This is a genomic window from Paeniglutamicibacter sp. GQ140 (assembly GCF_059759235.1).
This window is the reverse complement of record NZ_JCAXDW010000007.1, coordinates 162,075-177,598: the sequence shown is the minus strand read 5'-3', so window position 1 is coordinate 177,598 and position 15,524 is coordinate 162,075. Positions and strand designations below refer to the sequence as shown.

Below are 15,524 nucleotides of genomic sequence, written 5' to 3'. Positions count from 1 at the left end.
GCTACTTGCCCTGGTCGCCCACCAGTTCGGCGTGGCCGTGCAGCGTTCCGGTGGCGAATCCGATGGACACCGGTTGCGGCCCGCAGCATGATTCCGCCTCGGCCTCGGGCGTCGGCGCAGTACATCCGGCGGCCTGTTCCCCGGTCGCCGGGGAGTCGCAGGAACCGCCCAGGTCGGTGGAGCAGACGCCGGTTTCGGGTAGCTGCAGTTCGAGATTGTCGGCGGCGTCCCGGTCCCCGGCCAGCGAGGCGGCGATCGAGCGCACCTGCTCGTATCCGGTGGCCATGAGGAAGGTCGGGGCACGCCCGTAGCTCTTCATGCCCGCAATGTAGAAGTCGGATTCGGGATGGGCCAGGATGCGTTCCCCGTGGGCGGAGACCGTGCCACAGCTGTGGAACTCCGGATCGATGAGCGGGCCGAGCTTGCGCGGGGCCTCCACGATTTCATCCAGATCCAGGCGAAGTTCCGAAAGCATGGAAAGCTCGGGGCGGAACCCTGTGGAGGGCACCACCAGGTCGACCTCCAGCATCCGTCCGTCGGCGAGGCCGACTTCGAGTCTGTCGCCGCGCCCAAGGCTGGAGATTGAAACGTTTTCAAGAATCGAGATGTCGCCGTTTTCGACAAAGCGGCGCAGGGAAGTGCCCAGCTGGCCGCGGGCGGGCAGTTCGTCCGCCGCCCCGCCGCCGTAGAGGCGGATGGGGTTGGCAACCCCGCGCAGGCCCCACAGGATTCGGGTGTCGGGGTGCCGCTGGCGCAGCCGGCCCAGGCTGATCAATGTGTTGGCAGCGGAGTGGCCGGAACCCAGCACCAGGACGGTCTTGCCGGCGAAATGCTCTCGGCCCGCCCCCAGCGGATCGGGAAGCGGGGAGGTGACGAAGCCCGTTGCCCGGGCTTCGGCCTCGCCGTTCGCCTCGATGCCGGAGCGGCCCACGGGGTTGGGGTTCCCCCAGGTTCCCGAGGCGTCGATGACGGCCCGGGCCAGCAGGTCCTCGGGGCCCCATGCGGTGGCGGTGCGCACCAGGAAGAGGGAGCCGTCGCGGCCGTGGGTGCGCGCCTTGTCAATCCCCCCACCGTCGGGCTGGATCCGGGTGATGGCGGTGACGCGGTGCCCATAACTGATCGTGGGCGCGATCCTCGGGTGGGCCGCCAACGGCTCGAGGTATTCCTCAACCAATTCCGCGCCGGTGGGGAGCCGGGTTTCGCGCGGTGCTTGCCAATCCCCGGCGTAGCCGTCCACGGGGGTTTCCAGCAGCCGACGGGACGCCGCATCAATGTTCCAGCGCCAGGTGGAGAAGAGCCTGATGTGCCCCCACTGCCGGATGGCCGCACCGGGGCCGCGCCCTGCCTCGAGCACGCGGACCTCCTGCCCGCGTTCGAGCAGGTGTGCCGCGGCGGCCAGCCCGATGGGTCCGGCGCCGATGACAATCACCGGGTAGGTCTCGTTCATGGGGTTCTCCTTCATTGGGGAGTCGACGGCTTGGCGGTGATGTGGTCCGCGTCGGCGGGCGTGGAGGTGGACTTCGGGGCCGTCCCTCTCCGGAAATAATATATCGACGAACGTCGATATATTGAGTATCCTTGCCTATATCGACGATTGTCAATCTCCGCTGCGGAGTCGAAAAGAAAGCGACGGATGCCACATGTCCACAACGGTTGCCATCAATGCCCGCGAGGAAACCGCCTTGGTCTCCGCCGGCGACACGAACTCCCCTTGTTGCGTTCCCGCCCACGGGCAGGAAGCCCTCGAAGCCGCCGCGGCCGAGGCCCTCGCGGCGCGTTTCAAGGCGCTCGCCGACCCCAACCGGCTGCGTATCCTGTCGATTGTCTCCTCGTCTCCCGAGGCCGAGACCTGCGTCTGCGACCTGTCCGAGCCCTTGGGACTGGGCCAGCCCACCGTCTCCCACCACCTGAAGATCATGGTCGAGGCCGGGCTGTTGAACCGCGAGAAGCGCGGCGTCTGGGCGTACTACTCGCTGGTTCCCGGCGCCCTGGACTCCCTGGCCGCAACACTCGCACCGAAGGCATGAACATGGAAGAGAGCGCACGCACACCCAGGAATCCGGCGGTCCTGTTCGTCTGCGTCAAGAACGGCGGCAAGTCACAGATGGCGGCCGGGCTCATGAGGCTGGAGGCCGGCAACGACGTAACCGTCAGCTCGGCGGGCACCAGGCCGGGGGCGGCAATCAATGCCCTTTCGGCGGAGGTGCTGGCGGACCTGGGCGTCGACATCAGTGCCGAGCGGCCAAAGGCGCTGACCGAGGAGCACATGCGCGAGGCCGGCCTGGTGGTGGTCCTGGGCGCCGAGGCCAAGGTTCCGGCACTCGACGGGGTCCGTGTGGAAACGTGGGAAACCGATGAACCGAGCGCCCGCGGCATCGAGGGCCGGGAGCGCATGGAATTGGTGCGCGATGACATCCACGCCCGCGTGAAGGACCTGGCGGCCCGGCTGCTGGGCAGCACGGGCCGCGAGGCGGGCCGGGGAGCCTAGTCCCGGCCGATCCAGCGCGACAGGGATTCGAGAATCAACTCGAGGCCGATCGCGAATTCGTCGCCAAAGTCGTATCCCGGCTGCAGCACGTGTTCCGTGGCGATTTCCATCAGGTGCGGATACTGCCCGGTGGCAAACAACTGCACGATCGGATCGGTAATGCTCGCGGCGGTGTCGGGGCCGTTGAAGGGAAGCGCGGCCTCCTGCATGGCAAAACCGTAGGTGTAGCTGTCCAGCAGGGCATAGGCATGGGCAGCGGCCTTCACCGAGAACCCGGCGCCGCGCAAGACGCCAAGGGTCGCATCGTGGTGGCGCAGCGTCGCCGGACCCGGCGCGGTGCGCGACTCCAGCAACCCGATGGCCCAGGGGTGGCGGCCCAGCGCGTCGCGCACCGAGGCCGCGCGGCGGCGCATTTCATCGTCCCAGTCCCCGTCGGCCGAGGGGACGTCGATCTCCGCATAGACCATGTCGACGATAGCGTCCAGGATCTCGCCCTTGTTCGCAACGTAGTAGTAGAGGGACATGGGCTTCACCTCCAGCGCCGCCGCCAGCGAGCGCATGGTCAGTGCCCCGATGCCGTCCCGGTCGGCAATCGAAACGGCGCAGGTGAGCACCCGTTCCCGGCTGAGCGGGATCCGCGCCGGTAATTTATCCTCTTTTTCCCTGGATTTCATGGCCCGATCCTATCGCATTTTCGTACTTTGTAAGTTAAGCTCTCGTACTAAGTAAGGTATCGACTGGCGAGGCCTTGCATACCGGAAGGAAACGCCATGAACGGCGCCGAGCGACATCCAGCACGAGATCCCGAAACGGTTGCCGGCATGCGGCCCGAGGGGTCGATGCGTGCCATCGCGCAGGAACGCTATGGGAATGCCGAGGTGCTCCACGAGGCACGCCTCTCCGTCCCGCTTCCCCGCGACCACGAGGTCCTCGTGCGGGTGCACGCCGCCGGCCTGGACCGGGGCACCTGGCACGTCATGACGGGCACGCCGCTGCTCGTGCGCCTGGCACTGGGCATCCGCGCGCCCCGCAACCCGGTGCCCGGCCTCGACCTGGCCGGAACCGTGGCGGCGATCGGATCCGCCGTTACCCGTTTTGCCGTGGGCGATGCGGTCTACGGCTTCGGGAGGGGAACCTTCGCCCAGTACGCGGTGGCCAGGGAGGACCGGCTGGCCCCGAAACCCGCAAGCCTCGACTTCGCCCGGGCGGCGGTGATGCCGGTGTCGGGCGCGACCGCACTCCAGGCACTGCGCATGGGGCGCCTTGCTGCGGGCCAGCGGGTCCTGGTCACCGGGGCCTCGGGCGGGGTCGGAAGCTACGCCGTGCAGCTGGCCAAGGCGCTGGGAGCCGAGGTCACGGGCGTCGCGGGGCCCGCCAAGCAGGACCTGGTCCTTGAACTGGGTGCCGATCACGCCATCGACCACAGCCGGGAGGACTTTGCCGACGGAACCCGGCGCTACGACCTGATCGTGGACATTGCCGGGAACCCGAGCCTGGGCCGGTTGCGCCGCGCACTGACGCCCGGGGGCACCGCGGTGATCGTGGGCGGCGAGGGCACCGGAAGGTGGCTGGGCATGGGCAGGCAGTTCCGGGCCGTGGCGATTTCGCCGTTCATTGGCCAGCGCCTGGCAATGCTGGGCTCCGCACAGCGTGCCACCGACCTTCAGGAACTGGCGACGTTCGTGGAGTCCGGCGCCGTGAACCCGCACATCGACAGGTCCTTCCCGCTGGCCCAGGCGCCCGAGGCCATGGAACACCTGGTGGCGGGCAAGACGCGCGGCAAGATCGCCATCATCATCTAGCTTTCGCCACCCATTCCCAACCACCCCCGGACACCCGCCCCATCCACTTCGCATCGTGAAAGCCGAACGCCATGACCACCCAACCAGCACCCACCGCAGATTCCCCCTCCGCCGGGCACATGCCCGGGATCCACCTGGCCCTGCTCCTGATGGGGGCGTTGCTGGTTCTCGCCTCCCTCGGATCCCTGGCCATCGGTGCCCTCCCCGACCTTGAACTGGCCCTCGCGGCCGTCCTGGCCGGGACGGGCCTGGGCATCGCGGCCATCCTCCTCGGCGCCACGGGGCTGGGCCGGGGCATCGCGGAAGGCGCCCCGCAGGAGACCGGCCAACCGGGGCCGGGCCAGGTAAGTCCCGTGCGACTGTCCGGGCACCTCGACCCGGGTCTTTCGCGCTGGAAGTGGCTGGTTAAGTGGATCCTGGCGATCCCGCACGTGCTGGTGCTATTCCTGCTGTGGATCGCCTTCCCGGTGGTGAGCATCGCGGCCGGCCTGGTGATCCTGGCGACCGGGCGCTATCCCGCCGCGTGGTTCCAGTACTGCGTCGGGGTGCTGCGCTGGCAATGGCGGGTGTCCTTCTACGCCTTCGGGGTGCTGGGCACCGACAGCTATCCGCCGTTCACCCTGGCGCGTGCGCCCTATGCCGCCCAATTCGATGTCGCCTATCCGACACGGCTTTCGCGCTGGAAGGTGCTGGTGAAGTCCTGGCTGCTCGCGCTGCCGCACTTGTTGGTCATCGCTGCGCTGTCCGGGGGAACGTGGTCCACCGATTCAACGGACGCCTCCGGCATCTCGCTGCTCGGCGTGCTGGTGCTGGTCGCCGGCGCCATCCTGCTTTTCACCGGCACGTATCGCCAGGGGCTGTTCGACCTGCTGCTGGGGCTGAACCGCTGGATCCAGCGGACCGTGGCCTACACGGCCCTGCTGACCGATGCCTATCCGCCGTTCCGCCTGGACCAGGGACCCGAGGAGCCGGCGCCTTCCCGGTAGGGGCGCCCGGCCCCGCTAGCCGAAGTCCGGCGCCACTGCGGGTTCCAGGCGCACGATGGTTGCCTTGGACACCGGGGTGTTCGACCCCAGGGCCGTCGCGGCCAGCGGAACGAGCACGTTGGCCTCGGGGAAATACGTCGCCGCGCAGCCGCGGGCACTGGGGTAGGAAATGATCCGCAATCCGCGCAGCACCCGATCCACCCCGTCGCCGACTTCGGAGTGCACGTCCACGTAGCCGCCGTCGGTAAGGTGCAGCGCGGCGAGGTCCTCGGGGTTCACGAAGATGACGTTTCGTCCCTTGTGCACCCCGCGGTACCTGTCGTTCAGCGAGTAGGTGGTGGTGTTGAACTGGTCGTGCGAGCGCAGGGACTGCAGGATCAGCCGATCCTTGGGCAGCTGGATGGTCGCCAGCTCGTTGACGGTGATCACCGCCTTGCCGCTGGGGGTCGGGAAGCGCCGTTCGTCCCGCGGCGGGTGGGGAAGGACGAAGCCGCCGGGACGGCGCACCTTCGCGTTGAAGTCCTCGAAGCCGTCCACCACGTTCGAAATATGCTCGCGGATGGTGTCGTAGTCTTCCTCGAATTCCTCCCAGGCGAAGGGGTGCTCGGGCCCCAGCACCCGGCGGGCCAGGCGCGAAATGATGGCAACCTCCGAGAGCATCTTGTCGGAGACGGGCATGACCCGGCCCTGGGAGGCGTGCACCGCGCAGACGGTGTCCTCCACGGTGACGAACTGGACCCCGGATTTCTGCACGTCGACGTCGCTGCGCCCCAGGGTGGGCAGGATCAGGGCGGCGGCCCCGGTGTAGGCGTGGGAGCGGTTGAGCTTGGTGGAGATCTGCACCGAGAGCCGCGTGGAGGCGATGGCCTCCTGGGCCGCGTTGGTGTCGGAAATGGCGTGGACCAGATTCCCGCCCAGGGCGATGAGCACCTTGATCCGCCCCTCGGCCATGCCCTGGATGCTTTGCACCGCGTCGCACCCGCGTTCCCGCGGCGGGTCGAAGTGGAACTCGGCGGCCAGCCTGTCCATGAAGGGGCGCGGCATCTGCTCCCAGATGCCCATGGTCCTGTCCCCCTGGACGTTGGAGTGCCCGCGGATGGGGCAGGGGCCGGCGCCCGGGCGCCCGATGTTCCCGCGCAGCAGCAGCACGTTCATGATCTCCTTGATCGTGTCCACCGCCTTGGTGTGCTGGGTCAGGCCCATGGCCCAGGTGATGATGACCCGGTCGGCCAGCAGGTAGCGCCGGGCCAGGTCGTCGATCTGCGTGCTGTCCAGGCCGGTGGCGGCCAGCACGTCGGCCTCCTCCAGGGTGGACAGGTGGTCCCGGTAGGCCTGAAGCCCGATGCAGTGCTCCTCCAGGAAGTCGTGGGCCAGCACCGAGCCGGGAGCGGCGTCCTCGGCCTCGAAGACCCGCTTGGCCAGCGCCTGCATCAGCGCCATGTCCCCGGCCAGGCGGATCTGCAGGTAGGCATCGGCCAGGTCCGTGCCCCGCCCGACCAGGCCGCGCGGGCGCTGCGGGTTCCTGAAGTTGATCAGCCCGGCCTCCGGCAGCGGGTTGATCGCCACGATGGAGGCCCCGGCCGCCTTGGCCTCCTCCAGCGCGGTGAGCATGCGCGGGTGGTTGGTGCCGGGGTTCTGCCCCATGATGATGATCAGGTCGGCCTTGGCGAAGTCCCCGTACGCAATCGCGCTCTTGCCCACCCCGATGCTTTCGGTCATGGCCACGCCCGTGGACTCGTGGCACATGTTCGAGCAGTCGGGCAGGTTGTTGGTGCCAAACGCCCGCACGAAGAGCTGGTAAATGAAGGCAGCCTCGTTGCTGGCCCGGCCCGAGGTGTAGAAGGTCGCCTCGTCGGGGGAAGCCAGCGAGTGCAGTTCCCTGGCGATCAGGCCGAACGCGTTTTCCCAGGAGATCGGGCGGTAGTGTTCGCTGTCGGCGGGCTTGTAGACCGGTTCGACCAGGCGGCCCTGTTGCCCGAGCCAATATTCGCTGCGTTCCCTGAGCTCGGAGACCGGGTGCCCCGCCCAGAACGCGGTGGGCACCTTCAGCGGGTCGGCCTCCCAGGCCACCGCCTTGGCCCCGTTCTCGCAGAACTCGGCGACCTTGCGGTGCGGCGGATCGGGCCAGGCGCAGCTCATGCAGTCAAAGCCGTCCTTTTGGTTCATGTGAAGCAGCGTGCCGGCCGCCCGCCGCGGGCCCATCTCCCCCAGGGCCAGCGGAATGGACGCCAGCAGGCCCGGCAGTCCCCCCGCGCTGCGCTTGGGCGGGCCCACCACCAGCCCCTCGTCGGTGACGTCGTCCTTCAGCGGCTTGCCTGCCATGAGAACCAGGTCCCCCTTCGTTGGACCGCCTGCGGCCCGGTTGGAATCCGCGCCGGCGCCGGTGCCGGTGCCACGTGCCTTCAGGTCTAGCACCGGGCAGGGAGGCATTCAAGGTCTCTGACGCGGAACCGGTCACCGGCCGCCGATGTGAAACACTGGAGCCCGGTGACCGGGATCCCCCGGAATGCCATACTGACTTGAGGAGAGCCTGGATGAAGGAACCCGCCGGGCGGCCCGGATACTCCCTGCTGGCGATCCTGCTGGTCGCCGTCGGCATCGGCCCCCTGCTGACCTACGGGTTGAGCGCCGTCAGCGCGCTGGTCATCACCGAACTGGGAATCAGCGAGGCGCAATTCGGCCTGCTCGCCACAGTCTGCTTCGGCGCGGGGGCTATCGGCAATGCGGCATTTGGCCGCTTCACCGACCGGCAGCCCGATTCGCGCCTGCTGGCGCTGGTCTTCGCACTGGCCACGCTGTCCCTGCTGCTCGCCGCGATCCCCGGCGGCTACGTGCTGCTGCTGGTGGCCTCGGGCCTTGCCGGACTTGCCCAGTCCTTCCCCAACGGCGTCACCAACCGCATCCTGGCCGAACGCGTCCCGGAAAAACAGCGCATCGGCTGGATCGGCATCAAGCAATCCGGCGTGCAGGTCAGCCAGCTGGTGGCAAGCCTCGGCTTCCCCGCCCTGGCCGCCTGGATCGGCTGGCACGGGGCCAGCGGAGCGGGTGCCGCGGCCGCGGTGCTGCTGGGCGTGGTGGCGCTGCGCGTGCTCAGGGCCGTCCCGCTGCTGCCCAGGGTCCCGATACCCGTGGGCGACTTGCCCGCCGGCGGCCCGGCCCCGGCAGCGCCGAGCACCAGGTTCCTGATCTGGGCGCTCGCCGCCTTCGGCTTCGTCAACGGCATGGGCGTGCAGGCCACCAACGTCTACCTCTCGCTCTATGCGGTGCGCGAACTCGACTTCTCCCTGGTGCTCGGCGGCGTGGCAGCCGCTGCGGCCGGGGCGATCGGCGTGGCCGCGCGCGTGGGGTGGGGACGGATGATGTCCCGCGGCATGGCAGCCCCGCCGCTCCTGCTGCTGTTGGCGGGCCTGGCGCTCGCCGGGGCCGGGGTGTTCCTGGCCGCCGGCGCCACCGGGTCGGCGCCGCTGCTGTGGCTGGCCGTGGCCCTGCACGGGGCCTCTGCGCTGGGGGTCTCGGTGGTGCTGATGGCCGCGGTGGTGCGCAGCGTCCCGTCCTCCTCGATGGGCATGGCCACCGGGATGGTCACCGCAGGGCAGTTTGGCGGCTTCACGGTTGGCCCGCTGGTCATGGGGACCCTTGTCGGCTCGGCCGGCGGCTTTGCGCTGGGGTGGACGGCCGTCGCCGGGATCTACCTGCTCTGCGTGGGACTCGGGCTGTACCTGGTCCTGCGCCGGCGCCGGCGCAACCGGCGGGCCTCGGCCTGAGGCCACCCGGGAGCCGAAAGCCGGTGCGGGGAACCCCATTTCATGGGCGCTTTTCCCGGGCTTCGGCAACCCTCGCCCCAGGGTGGGGGAAGTCCTACAATGTGAGCATTAGGCGAGTGGCACCGCGGCCCACCGGACCCGGGACCCTCATCCCCGGACAAAGGAATGCTCATGGGCACCACACCGACGGCCTCCCAGCGGATGACCCCCGAACAGCGCCGGGTGGCGGGGGCCACCATGATCGGCACCACGGTCGAGTGGTACGACTACTTCATCTACGCCAACGCCGCCGCCCTGGTCCTGGCCCCGCTGTTCTTCTCGCGGCTGGAGGGCACGCTCGCCTCGATCGTCTCGTTCGCCACCGTGGGCATCAGCTTCCTCTTCCGCCCCTTCGGCGCGGTGGTGATGGGCAGGATCGGGGACCGCTACGGGCGCCGGGTCGTGCTGATCATCACGTTGATCCTGATGGGTGCCGGCACCACCCTGATCGGCGTGCTGCCCACCTACGCCACCATCGGGGTGTGGGCTCCGATCCTGCTGGTGTTCCTGCGCATCGTCCAGGGATTCTCCGCCGGCGGCGAGTGGGGCGGGGCGGCGCTGATGGCCGTCGAGCATGCCCCGGCCCAAAGCCGCGGCAAGTTCGGGGCCTTCCCGCAGCTGGGTGTTCCCGCCGGCATGCTGCTGGCTGCCGGGGTCACGGCGATCTTCGCCGCGGCGCTGACCGAGGAGCAGTTCCTGGCCTGGGGCTGGCGGGTGCCCTTCCTGCTGAGCTTCGTGCTGATCCTGATCGGGCATTACATCCGCACCCGGGTCGAGGAGTCTCCGGTCTTCCACCAGATGGAGGCCACGAAGCAGACCGAGACTGCGCCGCTGGCCACCCTCTTCCGCCACCACCCCGGCAAGGTCGTCCAGGCCACGCTGGTCTTCATGGGCAACAACGCCGCCGGCTACATGCTCACCGGCGGCTTCATTCTCGGCTACGCCACCAAGCGCCTGGGACTGGACGCCGGCACCATCCTGAACATCATCACTATCGGCTCGGTGGCCTGGCTGGTCTCCACCTGGGTCTCCGGGGTGGCCTCGGACCGCATCGGCCGGCGCAAGATGTACATCATCGGCTGGGTCGCCATGCTCGTCTGGCTCTACCCGCTCTTCCTGCTCATCGACACCGGGGACATCGCCATGGTTGCCCTGGCGCTGATCGTCTTCGGCGCGGTGATGGGCCTGTCCTACGGGCCGCTGCCGGCCCTCTATGCCGAGCTGTTCCCCGCCCGCATCCGGCTCAGCGGTTCCTCCATCAGCTACGCCCTGGGCGCGGTGCTCGGCGGGGCGTTTGCCCCCACCATCGCCACCGCCCTCGTGGGCTCGTTCAACACCACGGTCGCGGTGTCGACCTACCTGTTCCTGCTCGTCGCGGTTTCGCTGGTCGCCACGATCACTCTCAAGGACCGCACCGGCACCAACCTCTACCTCGGGGACGAGGAACTCAAGCCGCTGGAAAGCGACGAAACTCCCGGTCCCATGTACGACCCCTAGGCGCTTGACGCGCCACCGACCCCGGCGGACCGTGCCTGACGGCATGGCTCCCGGCGGATTCCGTGAACCACGCCCCGTGCCCCCAATCAGATCCCCCGCCGACCCGCGCAGGTTCCCAATGGGGGCAACGTCTCCAGCCCCGCGGCGGCCCTTAATCGGTCTTCGGGAAATCTTGCCAGCCCATGGGCTGGAACTGTATGGTCGGCGCAACGGACGCTGCCAGCCGATGGCTCGCAGCGTACGGTTCGGATTCCGACAATGACGTCGAGAGGTACCGTTCCATGTCATCTGAGAAGCTGCTCCGGTTAGCCGGTTTGGCCGCTATCGCGGCAGGGGTTCTTTCCGTCATCGGGGATGTGATGAGCCTGGTGGTCGACCTGGAGGCCGCCGAAGCGGCCGGCGGCGCCTCACAGAGAATCGTGTTTGGCTTCTACCTGCTCGGCACCGTGTTGCTGCTGCTCGGGTTGACCGGGCTGTACGCCAGTGAGTCCCGGGCCGCGGGGATTCTTGGCTTTGCCGGATTCCTGCTCGCCTTCGCCGGGACCGCGCTGAGCGTGGGGGCGCTCTGGTTCGAGTTCTTCGTGGTCCCCGACCTGGCGGTCCAGGCCCCCGATTTGGCGACCGGAGAGCTGGGATTCACGGGATTCGCACTCTCCTTCCTGCTCGCCGCCGTCGGCTGGGTTCTCTTCGCCATTGCGACACTCCGTGCCCCCGTCTATCCGCGATACGCCGCGGGACTTCTCCTCGCGGGCGCACTGGTCTCGTTCGTCCCGCTCTTCGTGCAGGTGCCGGCCACGGGACTGCTTCTCTCGGTTGCCATCGTCGTGCTCGGATTCTTCCTCTGGCGGCGCCACGGGGCCCCGGCGCAGACGCCACTGCAGGTCGCGAATCCCGCCGATTGACGGCCTGGGGCTCTCCCCTCAACGGGCTCTTCAACGGTGGGGGTGCAATCGCCTGCCGGATATCGGCCGTCGCCCCTGTCCCGGGGCTGCTTCGCGCACCTGCCCGCATCGGTCAACGGCGCACCACATAGTGCAGGTGCAGCACCCGGTTGCCCTGGATCACCACGTCGGGATCCCCCAACAGCTGCTGTGCATGGACCGACCCGAAGAAGCGCTTGCCCGACCCGAACACGACGGGTACGACATCCATGCGCACCTCGTCGACCAGGCCCGCGGCAAGCACCTGGCCCCCGACATCGCCAACGGAGACCTCGACGATGCGTTCACCCGCGAGCTCCTGGGCCTTGGCCACGGCCGCCTCGACGCCGTCGACGAAGTGAAACGGCGCCTCCGGGTCCCAGCCCTCGGGCGCCGGGCGGTGCGTCACGACGACCACGTGGGCCACCCCGCCCGGAGGGATCCCGTCCCAGCCGTCCGTCATGTCAAAGACGTGTCGGCCGACAATGGTCGCCCCGATCCGGTCCCAGTACGCACGGGTGTAGTCGTAGGAGGCCTGCGACACCTTCAACACGCCGCCCTCGTCCAGCGGGACGTCGCCGCCGGTCAGCCAGTCGAACAGCGGTCCGGGCTGGTCGTTCCCGTCCGCGACGAAGCCGTCCACCGACACCGAGCCGTACATGACCACGTTGCCCACGGGTCTCTCCTTTGCCTTGGGGTGCCCCAGCTTAAGCGCAGGGCACTCGCCTTTCAAGTGGTCCCGTGGCCTGTCGTGACGGCCGGGAATACCCGGGGTGGTCGCGGTGGCAGCTGGCACGATCCCCGTTCGGCCCGGACTCCGTTGACGGTGCGGTCCACCGCCCGCCGGCGTACGCGAGTACAAGGAACGGGATCCCGGCGTTGGGCTCGCAGCGCACCCTGGCTACTTCGGTTGGGCGGTAGCGGAAAACCGAGAATCCCGATATCGGCGGATTTTCGACGTAGTGCCCGGTGACCCACAGCGGCAAACCGTGTCCGGCAAGGCGTAACACTAAAGCGAATGATTCTCATATGCGATAACGTGTCGTGAGTGAATGCTTCCCCGATAACCACCCTGGACCCCCCGCGCCCCGCGGCCCCTTCCTTACAGCCCCCGCCGCACAGGCCCTCCGCCTGGCGGCGGCACGGCACCACCTCGCTGCTGGCCACCGGCATCGTGCTGGTCATCCTGCTCTCCGCCGGCACCGGCCCGCTGGCCACCAGCCTGCCCGAGGCCGCGAAGATCATCACCGGCCACCTCATTCCGGGCATGGCATGGATGAGCGACGGGTCCATCACCGTTTCGCAGGACCAGGCCGTCTGGAACTTCCGCCTGCCGCGCACCCTGCTGGCGGGCATCGCCGGGGCCTCCCTGGCCCTGGCCGGTGCGCTGCTGCAGACCAACGTCCGCAACCCGCTGGCCGAGCCCTACATCCTGGGCGTCTCCGCCGGCGCCGGGGTCGGCGCGGTGCTGGCCATCGTCGCCGGCTCCACCGCCATGGCGGGCATCGGCCTAAATGCGGCAGCCTTCCTCGGCGCCGCCGGGGCCACCGTGCTGGTGTACCTGCTGGCCAAGCAGGGCGGGATCATCGCGCCCTCCCGGCTGATCCTCGCCGGCGTCGCCCTGGGCTCGCTGCTGGCGGCCATCACCAACTTCCTGACCATCACCACCGAGGCGCAGAACGTCTACTCCGTGCTCTTCTTCCTGCTCGGTTCCGTCTCCGCCGCCAGCTACGGCCAGCTGGTGCTGCCCGGGCTCGCGCTGGCGGTGGTGGGAATCTACGCGATGGCCCGCTCCCGCGCGCTGAACGCGATGCTGGCCGGGGACGAGACGGCCATCGCACTGGGCGTGAACGTCACCTCCATGCGCCGCACGCTGCTGCTCGCCACCGCGCTGCTGACCGCCACCACCGTCGCGGTGTGCGGCGGCATCGGCTTCGTGGGCCTGGTCGTGCCGCACGCGGTGCGCATGATCGTCGGCTCGGACCACCGGCGGATGCTGCCGCTGGTGGTGCTGGGCGGCGCGCTCTTCCTGATGCTCACCGACCTGCTGGCCCGCTCCGTGGCCCAGCCAGCGGAGATACCGCTGGGCATCCTCACCGCGGCGGTCGGCGCACCCTTCTTCCTCTGGCTCATGCGCACCTCCGGTGCCCGCGCGGCGGGGGTGGGACAGTGAACGTCTCCTTCGAAAACGTGTCCGTCGAGATCGGCGGCCGGCGGATCGTTGACAACGTGTCCCTGGCGGTGCCCTCCGGCACGGTGCTGGGAATCCTGGGACCCAACGGCTGCGGCAAGTCGACGCTGCTGCGCACCCTGTACCGCGCGCAAAAGCCCTCCGCGGGCGTCGTGCGGGTTGACGGGGAGGACATCAGGACACTGAACGGGCGCGAGGTGGCCCGGCGGATCGCCGTGATGGCCCAGGAATCCACCCAGGAATTCCCGATCACCGTCCGCGAGATGGCGATGCTGGGGCGGGTGCCGCACCAGCGCGGCTTCGGCGCCGACTCGGCCGCCGACCACGAACTGATCGACGCCGCGCTGCGCGAGGTCGGCGCCGCGCACCTGGCCTCGCGCTACTTCGCCGGGCTCTCCGGCGGGGAAAAGCAGCGCGTGCTGCTGGCCCGGACCCTGGTGCAGCAGACCCCGGTGCTGGTGCTCGACGAACCCACCAACCACCTGGACATCGCCTTCCAGCTCGAGCTCATGACCCTGGCCACCTCCCGCGGCCTCACGGTGCTCACGGCCCTGCACGACATGAACCTCGCCAGCGAATTCTGCGAGAACGTTGCCCTGCTGCGGGCCGGTCGGCTGCAGGGCATCGGCCGCCCGCACGAGGTGCTCGACGAGGAGACCATCCGCGCCGGCTTCGGCGTGGACTCTGCCCGGCTCGAGCACCCGCTCACCGGCCGCCCGCTGATCGCCGTCGCGAGGCTTCGCGCCGAGGCGCCCGGCGCGCAACCACAAGCCAACCACCACACCGAACCACTCAAGGAACACGCATGAACAACAAGACCCTGCCCCTGATTTCCGGCCTGCTGCTCGGCGGCACGCTGCTGGCCGGCTGCGGCCAGGCCGTCTCCGCCACCGTGCCCGCAGCCTCGGCCGGTGCCGCGACAACCATCGAGAACTGCGGCCGCACCCTGGACTTTGCCGGGGTTCCGCAGCGTGCTGTGGCCATGACCCCGGGCCAGTCCGAGATGCTGGTGCGCCTGGGCCAGGCGGACAAGGTGGTGGCCGAGGCACAAAGCAAGGGCCGGGAACTGATGCCCGAACTCGCGGACCTTGGCACCGCCACGCAGCTGAGCGAGCAGGGCCCGCCCTCCCGCGAGGTGCTGCTGGGCGTCGCCCCGGACCTGGTCTATTCCCCCACCAGCTACGAATTCACCGCCGAGCAGGGATTCGCCGGCATCGACCAGCTGGCGGCCGCCGGCGCGCAGGCCTACATTGCCACCGCCGGCTGCTCCGAGCGACGCGGCAGCGCCGAGGTGAGCGACCTGCTCACCGACATCGAGAACATGGGGGCTGTCTTCGCGGCGCCGGATGCCGCCGCCAGGCTTGCGGCCGAGGCGAAGGGCGCGCTCGACGGCGTCGGCCAGCGTGTGGCCGGGCTGGCCAGGCCGACCGTGGCGGAACTCTTCGTGGAGGGCAACACGGTCTCGGCCATCGGGGCAGGCATCGAATACAACATGATCGAGGTCGCCGGCGGCGAGAACGTCTTCAGCCCCGACGACAAGGCCTTCGCCCAGTTCTTCTCCTCGGTCATCTCCCCCGAGACGCTCGTGGCGAAGAACCCGAACGTCATCGTCTTCACCACGCTCACCAAGGCCCACGAGAAGGCGACGCTCGACTTCCTGAAGGCCAAGTTCCCGCAGCTGGATGCGGTGAAGAACAACCGCCTGGTGCCAATCGACTCCGATGACGTCATGCCGGGAACCTGGGGCAACATCCGGGCCGTGGAGCAGATCGCCAAGGGGCTTCACCCCGACGCGTTCTAGGCAGATCGACCCGGCTGCGGCCGTGCAGGCAGGGCC

General features: G+C 69.0%; 14 protein-coding genes. 10 read left to right on the top strand and 4 right to left on the bottom strand.

Going from position 1 to position 15,524, the window contains the following annotated elements; all coding sequences use genetic code 11:
- Position 1 precedes the first annotated feature (1 nt).
- Positions 2-1,447 carry an FAD-dependent oxidoreductase gene (locus tag AC6CHY_RS12170; protein WP_498226867.1) on the bottom strand — a complete coding sequence of 482 codons (1,446 nt, stop codon included), beginning with the start codon at positions 1,445-1,447 and terminating at the stop codon, positions 2-4.
- A gap of 193 nt (positions 1,448-1,640) precedes the next feature.
- Here AC6CHY_RS12170 and AC6CHY_RS12165 point away from each other — a divergent pair, with 193 nt between their 5' ends.
- Together AC6CHY_RS12165 and AC6CHY_RS12160 are read left to right on the top strand one after the other, a co-directional pair.
- On the top strand, positions 1,641-2,027 hold the full coding sequence (locus tag AC6CHY_RS12165) for an ArsR/SmtB family transcription factor (RefSeq protein ID WP_217388220.1): 387 nt from the start codon (positions 1,641-1,643) through the stop codon (positions 2,025-2,027).
- A 2-nt stretch (positions 2,028-2,029) separates the two neighbouring features.
- Positions 2,030-2,488 carry an arsenate-mycothiol transferase ArsC gene (locus AC6CHY_RS12160; RefSeq protein ID WP_498226866.1) on the top strand — a complete coding sequence of 153 codons (459 nt, stop codon included), beginning with the start codon at positions 2,030-2,032 and terminating at the stop codon, positions 2,486-2,488.
- On the opposite strand, the gene AC6CHY_RS12155 is transcribed toward AC6CHY_RS12160, so the two are convergent.
- On the bottom strand, positions 2,485-3,162 hold the full coding sequence (locus AC6CHY_RS12155; protein WP_217388222.1) for a TetR/AcrR family transcriptional regulator: 678 nt from the start codon (positions 3,160-3,162) through the stop codon (positions 2,485-2,487). The genes AC6CHY_RS12160 and AC6CHY_RS12155 overlap by 4 nt on opposite strands.
- A 96-nt stretch (positions 3,163-3,258) precedes the next feature.
- Between AC6CHY_RS12155 and AC6CHY_RS12150 the strand changes: the two genes are divergently transcribed.
- A complete protein-coding gene (locus AC6CHY_RS12150) occupies positions 3,259-4,290 on the top strand; it encodes an NAD(P)-dependent alcohol dehydrogenase (RefSeq protein WP_498226865.1) in 1,032 nt (343 codons plus the stop codon).
- 71 nt (positions 4,291-4,361) lie between these two features.
- Entirely contained in the window at positions 4,362-5,276 is a 915-nt protein-coding gene (locus AC6CHY_RS12145; protein WP_498226864.1) for a DUF4389 domain-containing protein, read from the top strand.
- A gap of 15 nt (positions 5,277-5,291) precedes the next feature.
- Here the strand turns inward: AC6CHY_RS12145 and AC6CHY_RS12140 are convergent, their stop codons facing one another.
- The gene (locus AC6CHY_RS12140; protein WP_498226894.1) at positions 5,292-7,598 is read right to left on the bottom strand and encodes an FdhF/YdeP family oxidoreductase; all 2,307 of its coding nucleotides are present in this window, start codon (positions 7,596-7,598) and stop codon (positions 5,292-5,294) included.
- A gap of 212 nt (positions 7,599-7,810) precedes the next feature.
- Between AC6CHY_RS12140 and AC6CHY_RS12135 the strand changes: the two genes are divergently transcribed.
- The 3 genes from AC6CHY_RS12135 (at position 7,811) to AC6CHY_RS12125 (ending at position 11,478) form a co-directional block, all read left to right on the top strand.
- The gene (locus AC6CHY_RS12135) at positions 7,811-9,040 is read left to right on the top strand and encodes an MFS transporter (protein WP_498226863.1); all 1,230 of its coding nucleotides are present in this window, start codon (positions 7,811-7,813) and stop codon (positions 9,038-9,040) included.
- A gap of 171 nt (positions 9,041-9,211) precedes the next feature.
- Positions 9,212-10,576, top strand: a complete 1,365-nt coding sequence (locus tag AC6CHY_RS12130) for an MFS transporter (RefSeq protein WP_254455861.1) — start codon at positions 9,212-9,214, stop codon at positions 10,574-10,576.
- A 281-nt stretch (positions 10,577-10,857) separates the two neighbouring features.
- A complete protein-coding gene (locus tag AC6CHY_RS12125; protein ID WP_217388226.1) occupies positions 10,858-11,478 on the top strand; it encodes a hypothetical protein in 621 nt (206 codons plus the stop codon).
- Positions 11,479-11,590: 112 nt separating this feature from the next.
- On the opposite strand, the gene AC6CHY_RS12120 is transcribed toward AC6CHY_RS12125, so the two are convergent.
- A complete protein-coding gene (locus AC6CHY_RS12120; RefSeq protein WP_217388227.1) occupies positions 11,591-12,172 on the bottom strand; it encodes a dihydrofolate reductase family protein in 582 nt (193 codons plus the stop codon).
- A gap of 372 nt (positions 12,173-12,544) precedes the next feature.
- Between AC6CHY_RS12120 and AC6CHY_RS12115 the strand changes: the two genes are divergently transcribed.
- The 3 genes from AC6CHY_RS12115 to AC6CHY_RS12105 are packed head-to-tail and all read left to right on the top strand — an operon-like array spanning position 12,545 to position 15,488.
- On the top strand, positions 12,545-13,669 hold the full coding sequence (locus tag AC6CHY_RS12115; RefSeq protein ID WP_336245048.1) for a FecCD family ABC transporter permease: 1,125 nt from the start codon (positions 12,545-12,547) through the stop codon (positions 13,667-13,669).
- Entirely contained in the window at positions 13,666-14,496 is an 831-nt protein-coding gene (locus AC6CHY_RS12110; RefSeq protein ID WP_498226862.1) for an ABC transporter ATP-binding protein, read from the top strand. Before AC6CHY_RS12115 ends, AC6CHY_RS12110 begins: the two co-directional genes overlap by 4 nt.
- On the top strand, positions 14,493-15,488 hold the full coding sequence (locus tag AC6CHY_RS12105; protein WP_498226861.1) for an ABC transporter substrate-binding protein: 996 nt from the start codon (positions 14,493-14,495) through the stop codon (positions 15,486-15,488). The genes AC6CHY_RS12110 and AC6CHY_RS12105 overlap by 4 nt, the downstream gene beginning before the upstream one ends.
- Positions 15,489-15,524: the final 36 nt, after the last annotated feature.

Excerpts from the sequence above, each read along its gene's own strand:
- AC6CHY_RS12160 (WP_498226866.1), top strand. The coding sequence starts at position 2,030 with ATGGAAGAGAGCGCACGCACACCCAGGAATCCGGCGGTCCTGTTCGTC.
- AC6CHY_RS12170 (WP_498226867.1), bottom strand. The coding sequence starts at position 1,447 with ATGAACGAGACCTACCCGGTGATTGTCATCGGCGCCGGACCCATCGGG.
- AC6CHY_RS12140 (WP_498226894.1), bottom strand. The coding sequence starts at position 7,598 with ATGGCAGGCAAGCCGCTGAAGGACGACGTCACCGACGAGGGGCTGGTG.
- AC6CHY_RS12155 (WP_217388222.1), bottom strand. The coding sequence starts at position 3,162 with ATGAAATCCAGGGAAAAAGAGGATAAATTACCGGCGCGGATCCCGCTC.
- AC6CHY_RS12145 (WP_498226864.1), top strand. The coding sequence starts at position 4,362 with ATGACCACCCAACCAGCACCCACCGCAGATTCCCCCTCCGCCGGGCAC.
- AC6CHY_RS12105 (WP_498226861.1), top strand. The coding sequence starts at position 14,493 with ATGAACAACAAGACCCTGCCCCTGATTTCCGGCCTGCTGCTCGGCGGC.
- AC6CHY_RS12150 (WP_498226865.1), top strand. The coding sequence starts at position 3,259 with ATGAACGGCGCCGAGCGACATCCAGCACGAGATCCCGAAACGGTTGCC.
- AC6CHY_RS12165 (WP_217388220.1), top strand. The coding sequence starts at position 1,641 with ATGTCCACAACGGTTGCCATCAATGCCCGCGAGGAAACCGCCTTGGTC.
- AC6CHY_RS12125 (WP_217388226.1), top strand. The coding sequence starts at position 10,858 with ATGTCATCTGAGAAGCTGCTCCGGTTAGCCGGTTTGGCCGCTATCGCG.
- AC6CHY_RS12135 (WP_498226863.1), top strand. The coding sequence starts at position 7,811 with ATGAAGGAACCCGCCGGGCGGCCCGGATACTCCCTGCTGGCGATCCTG.
- AC6CHY_RS12130 (WP_254455861.1), top strand. The coding sequence starts at position 9,212 with ATGGGCACCACACCGACGGCCTCCCAGCGGATGACCCCCGAACAGCGC.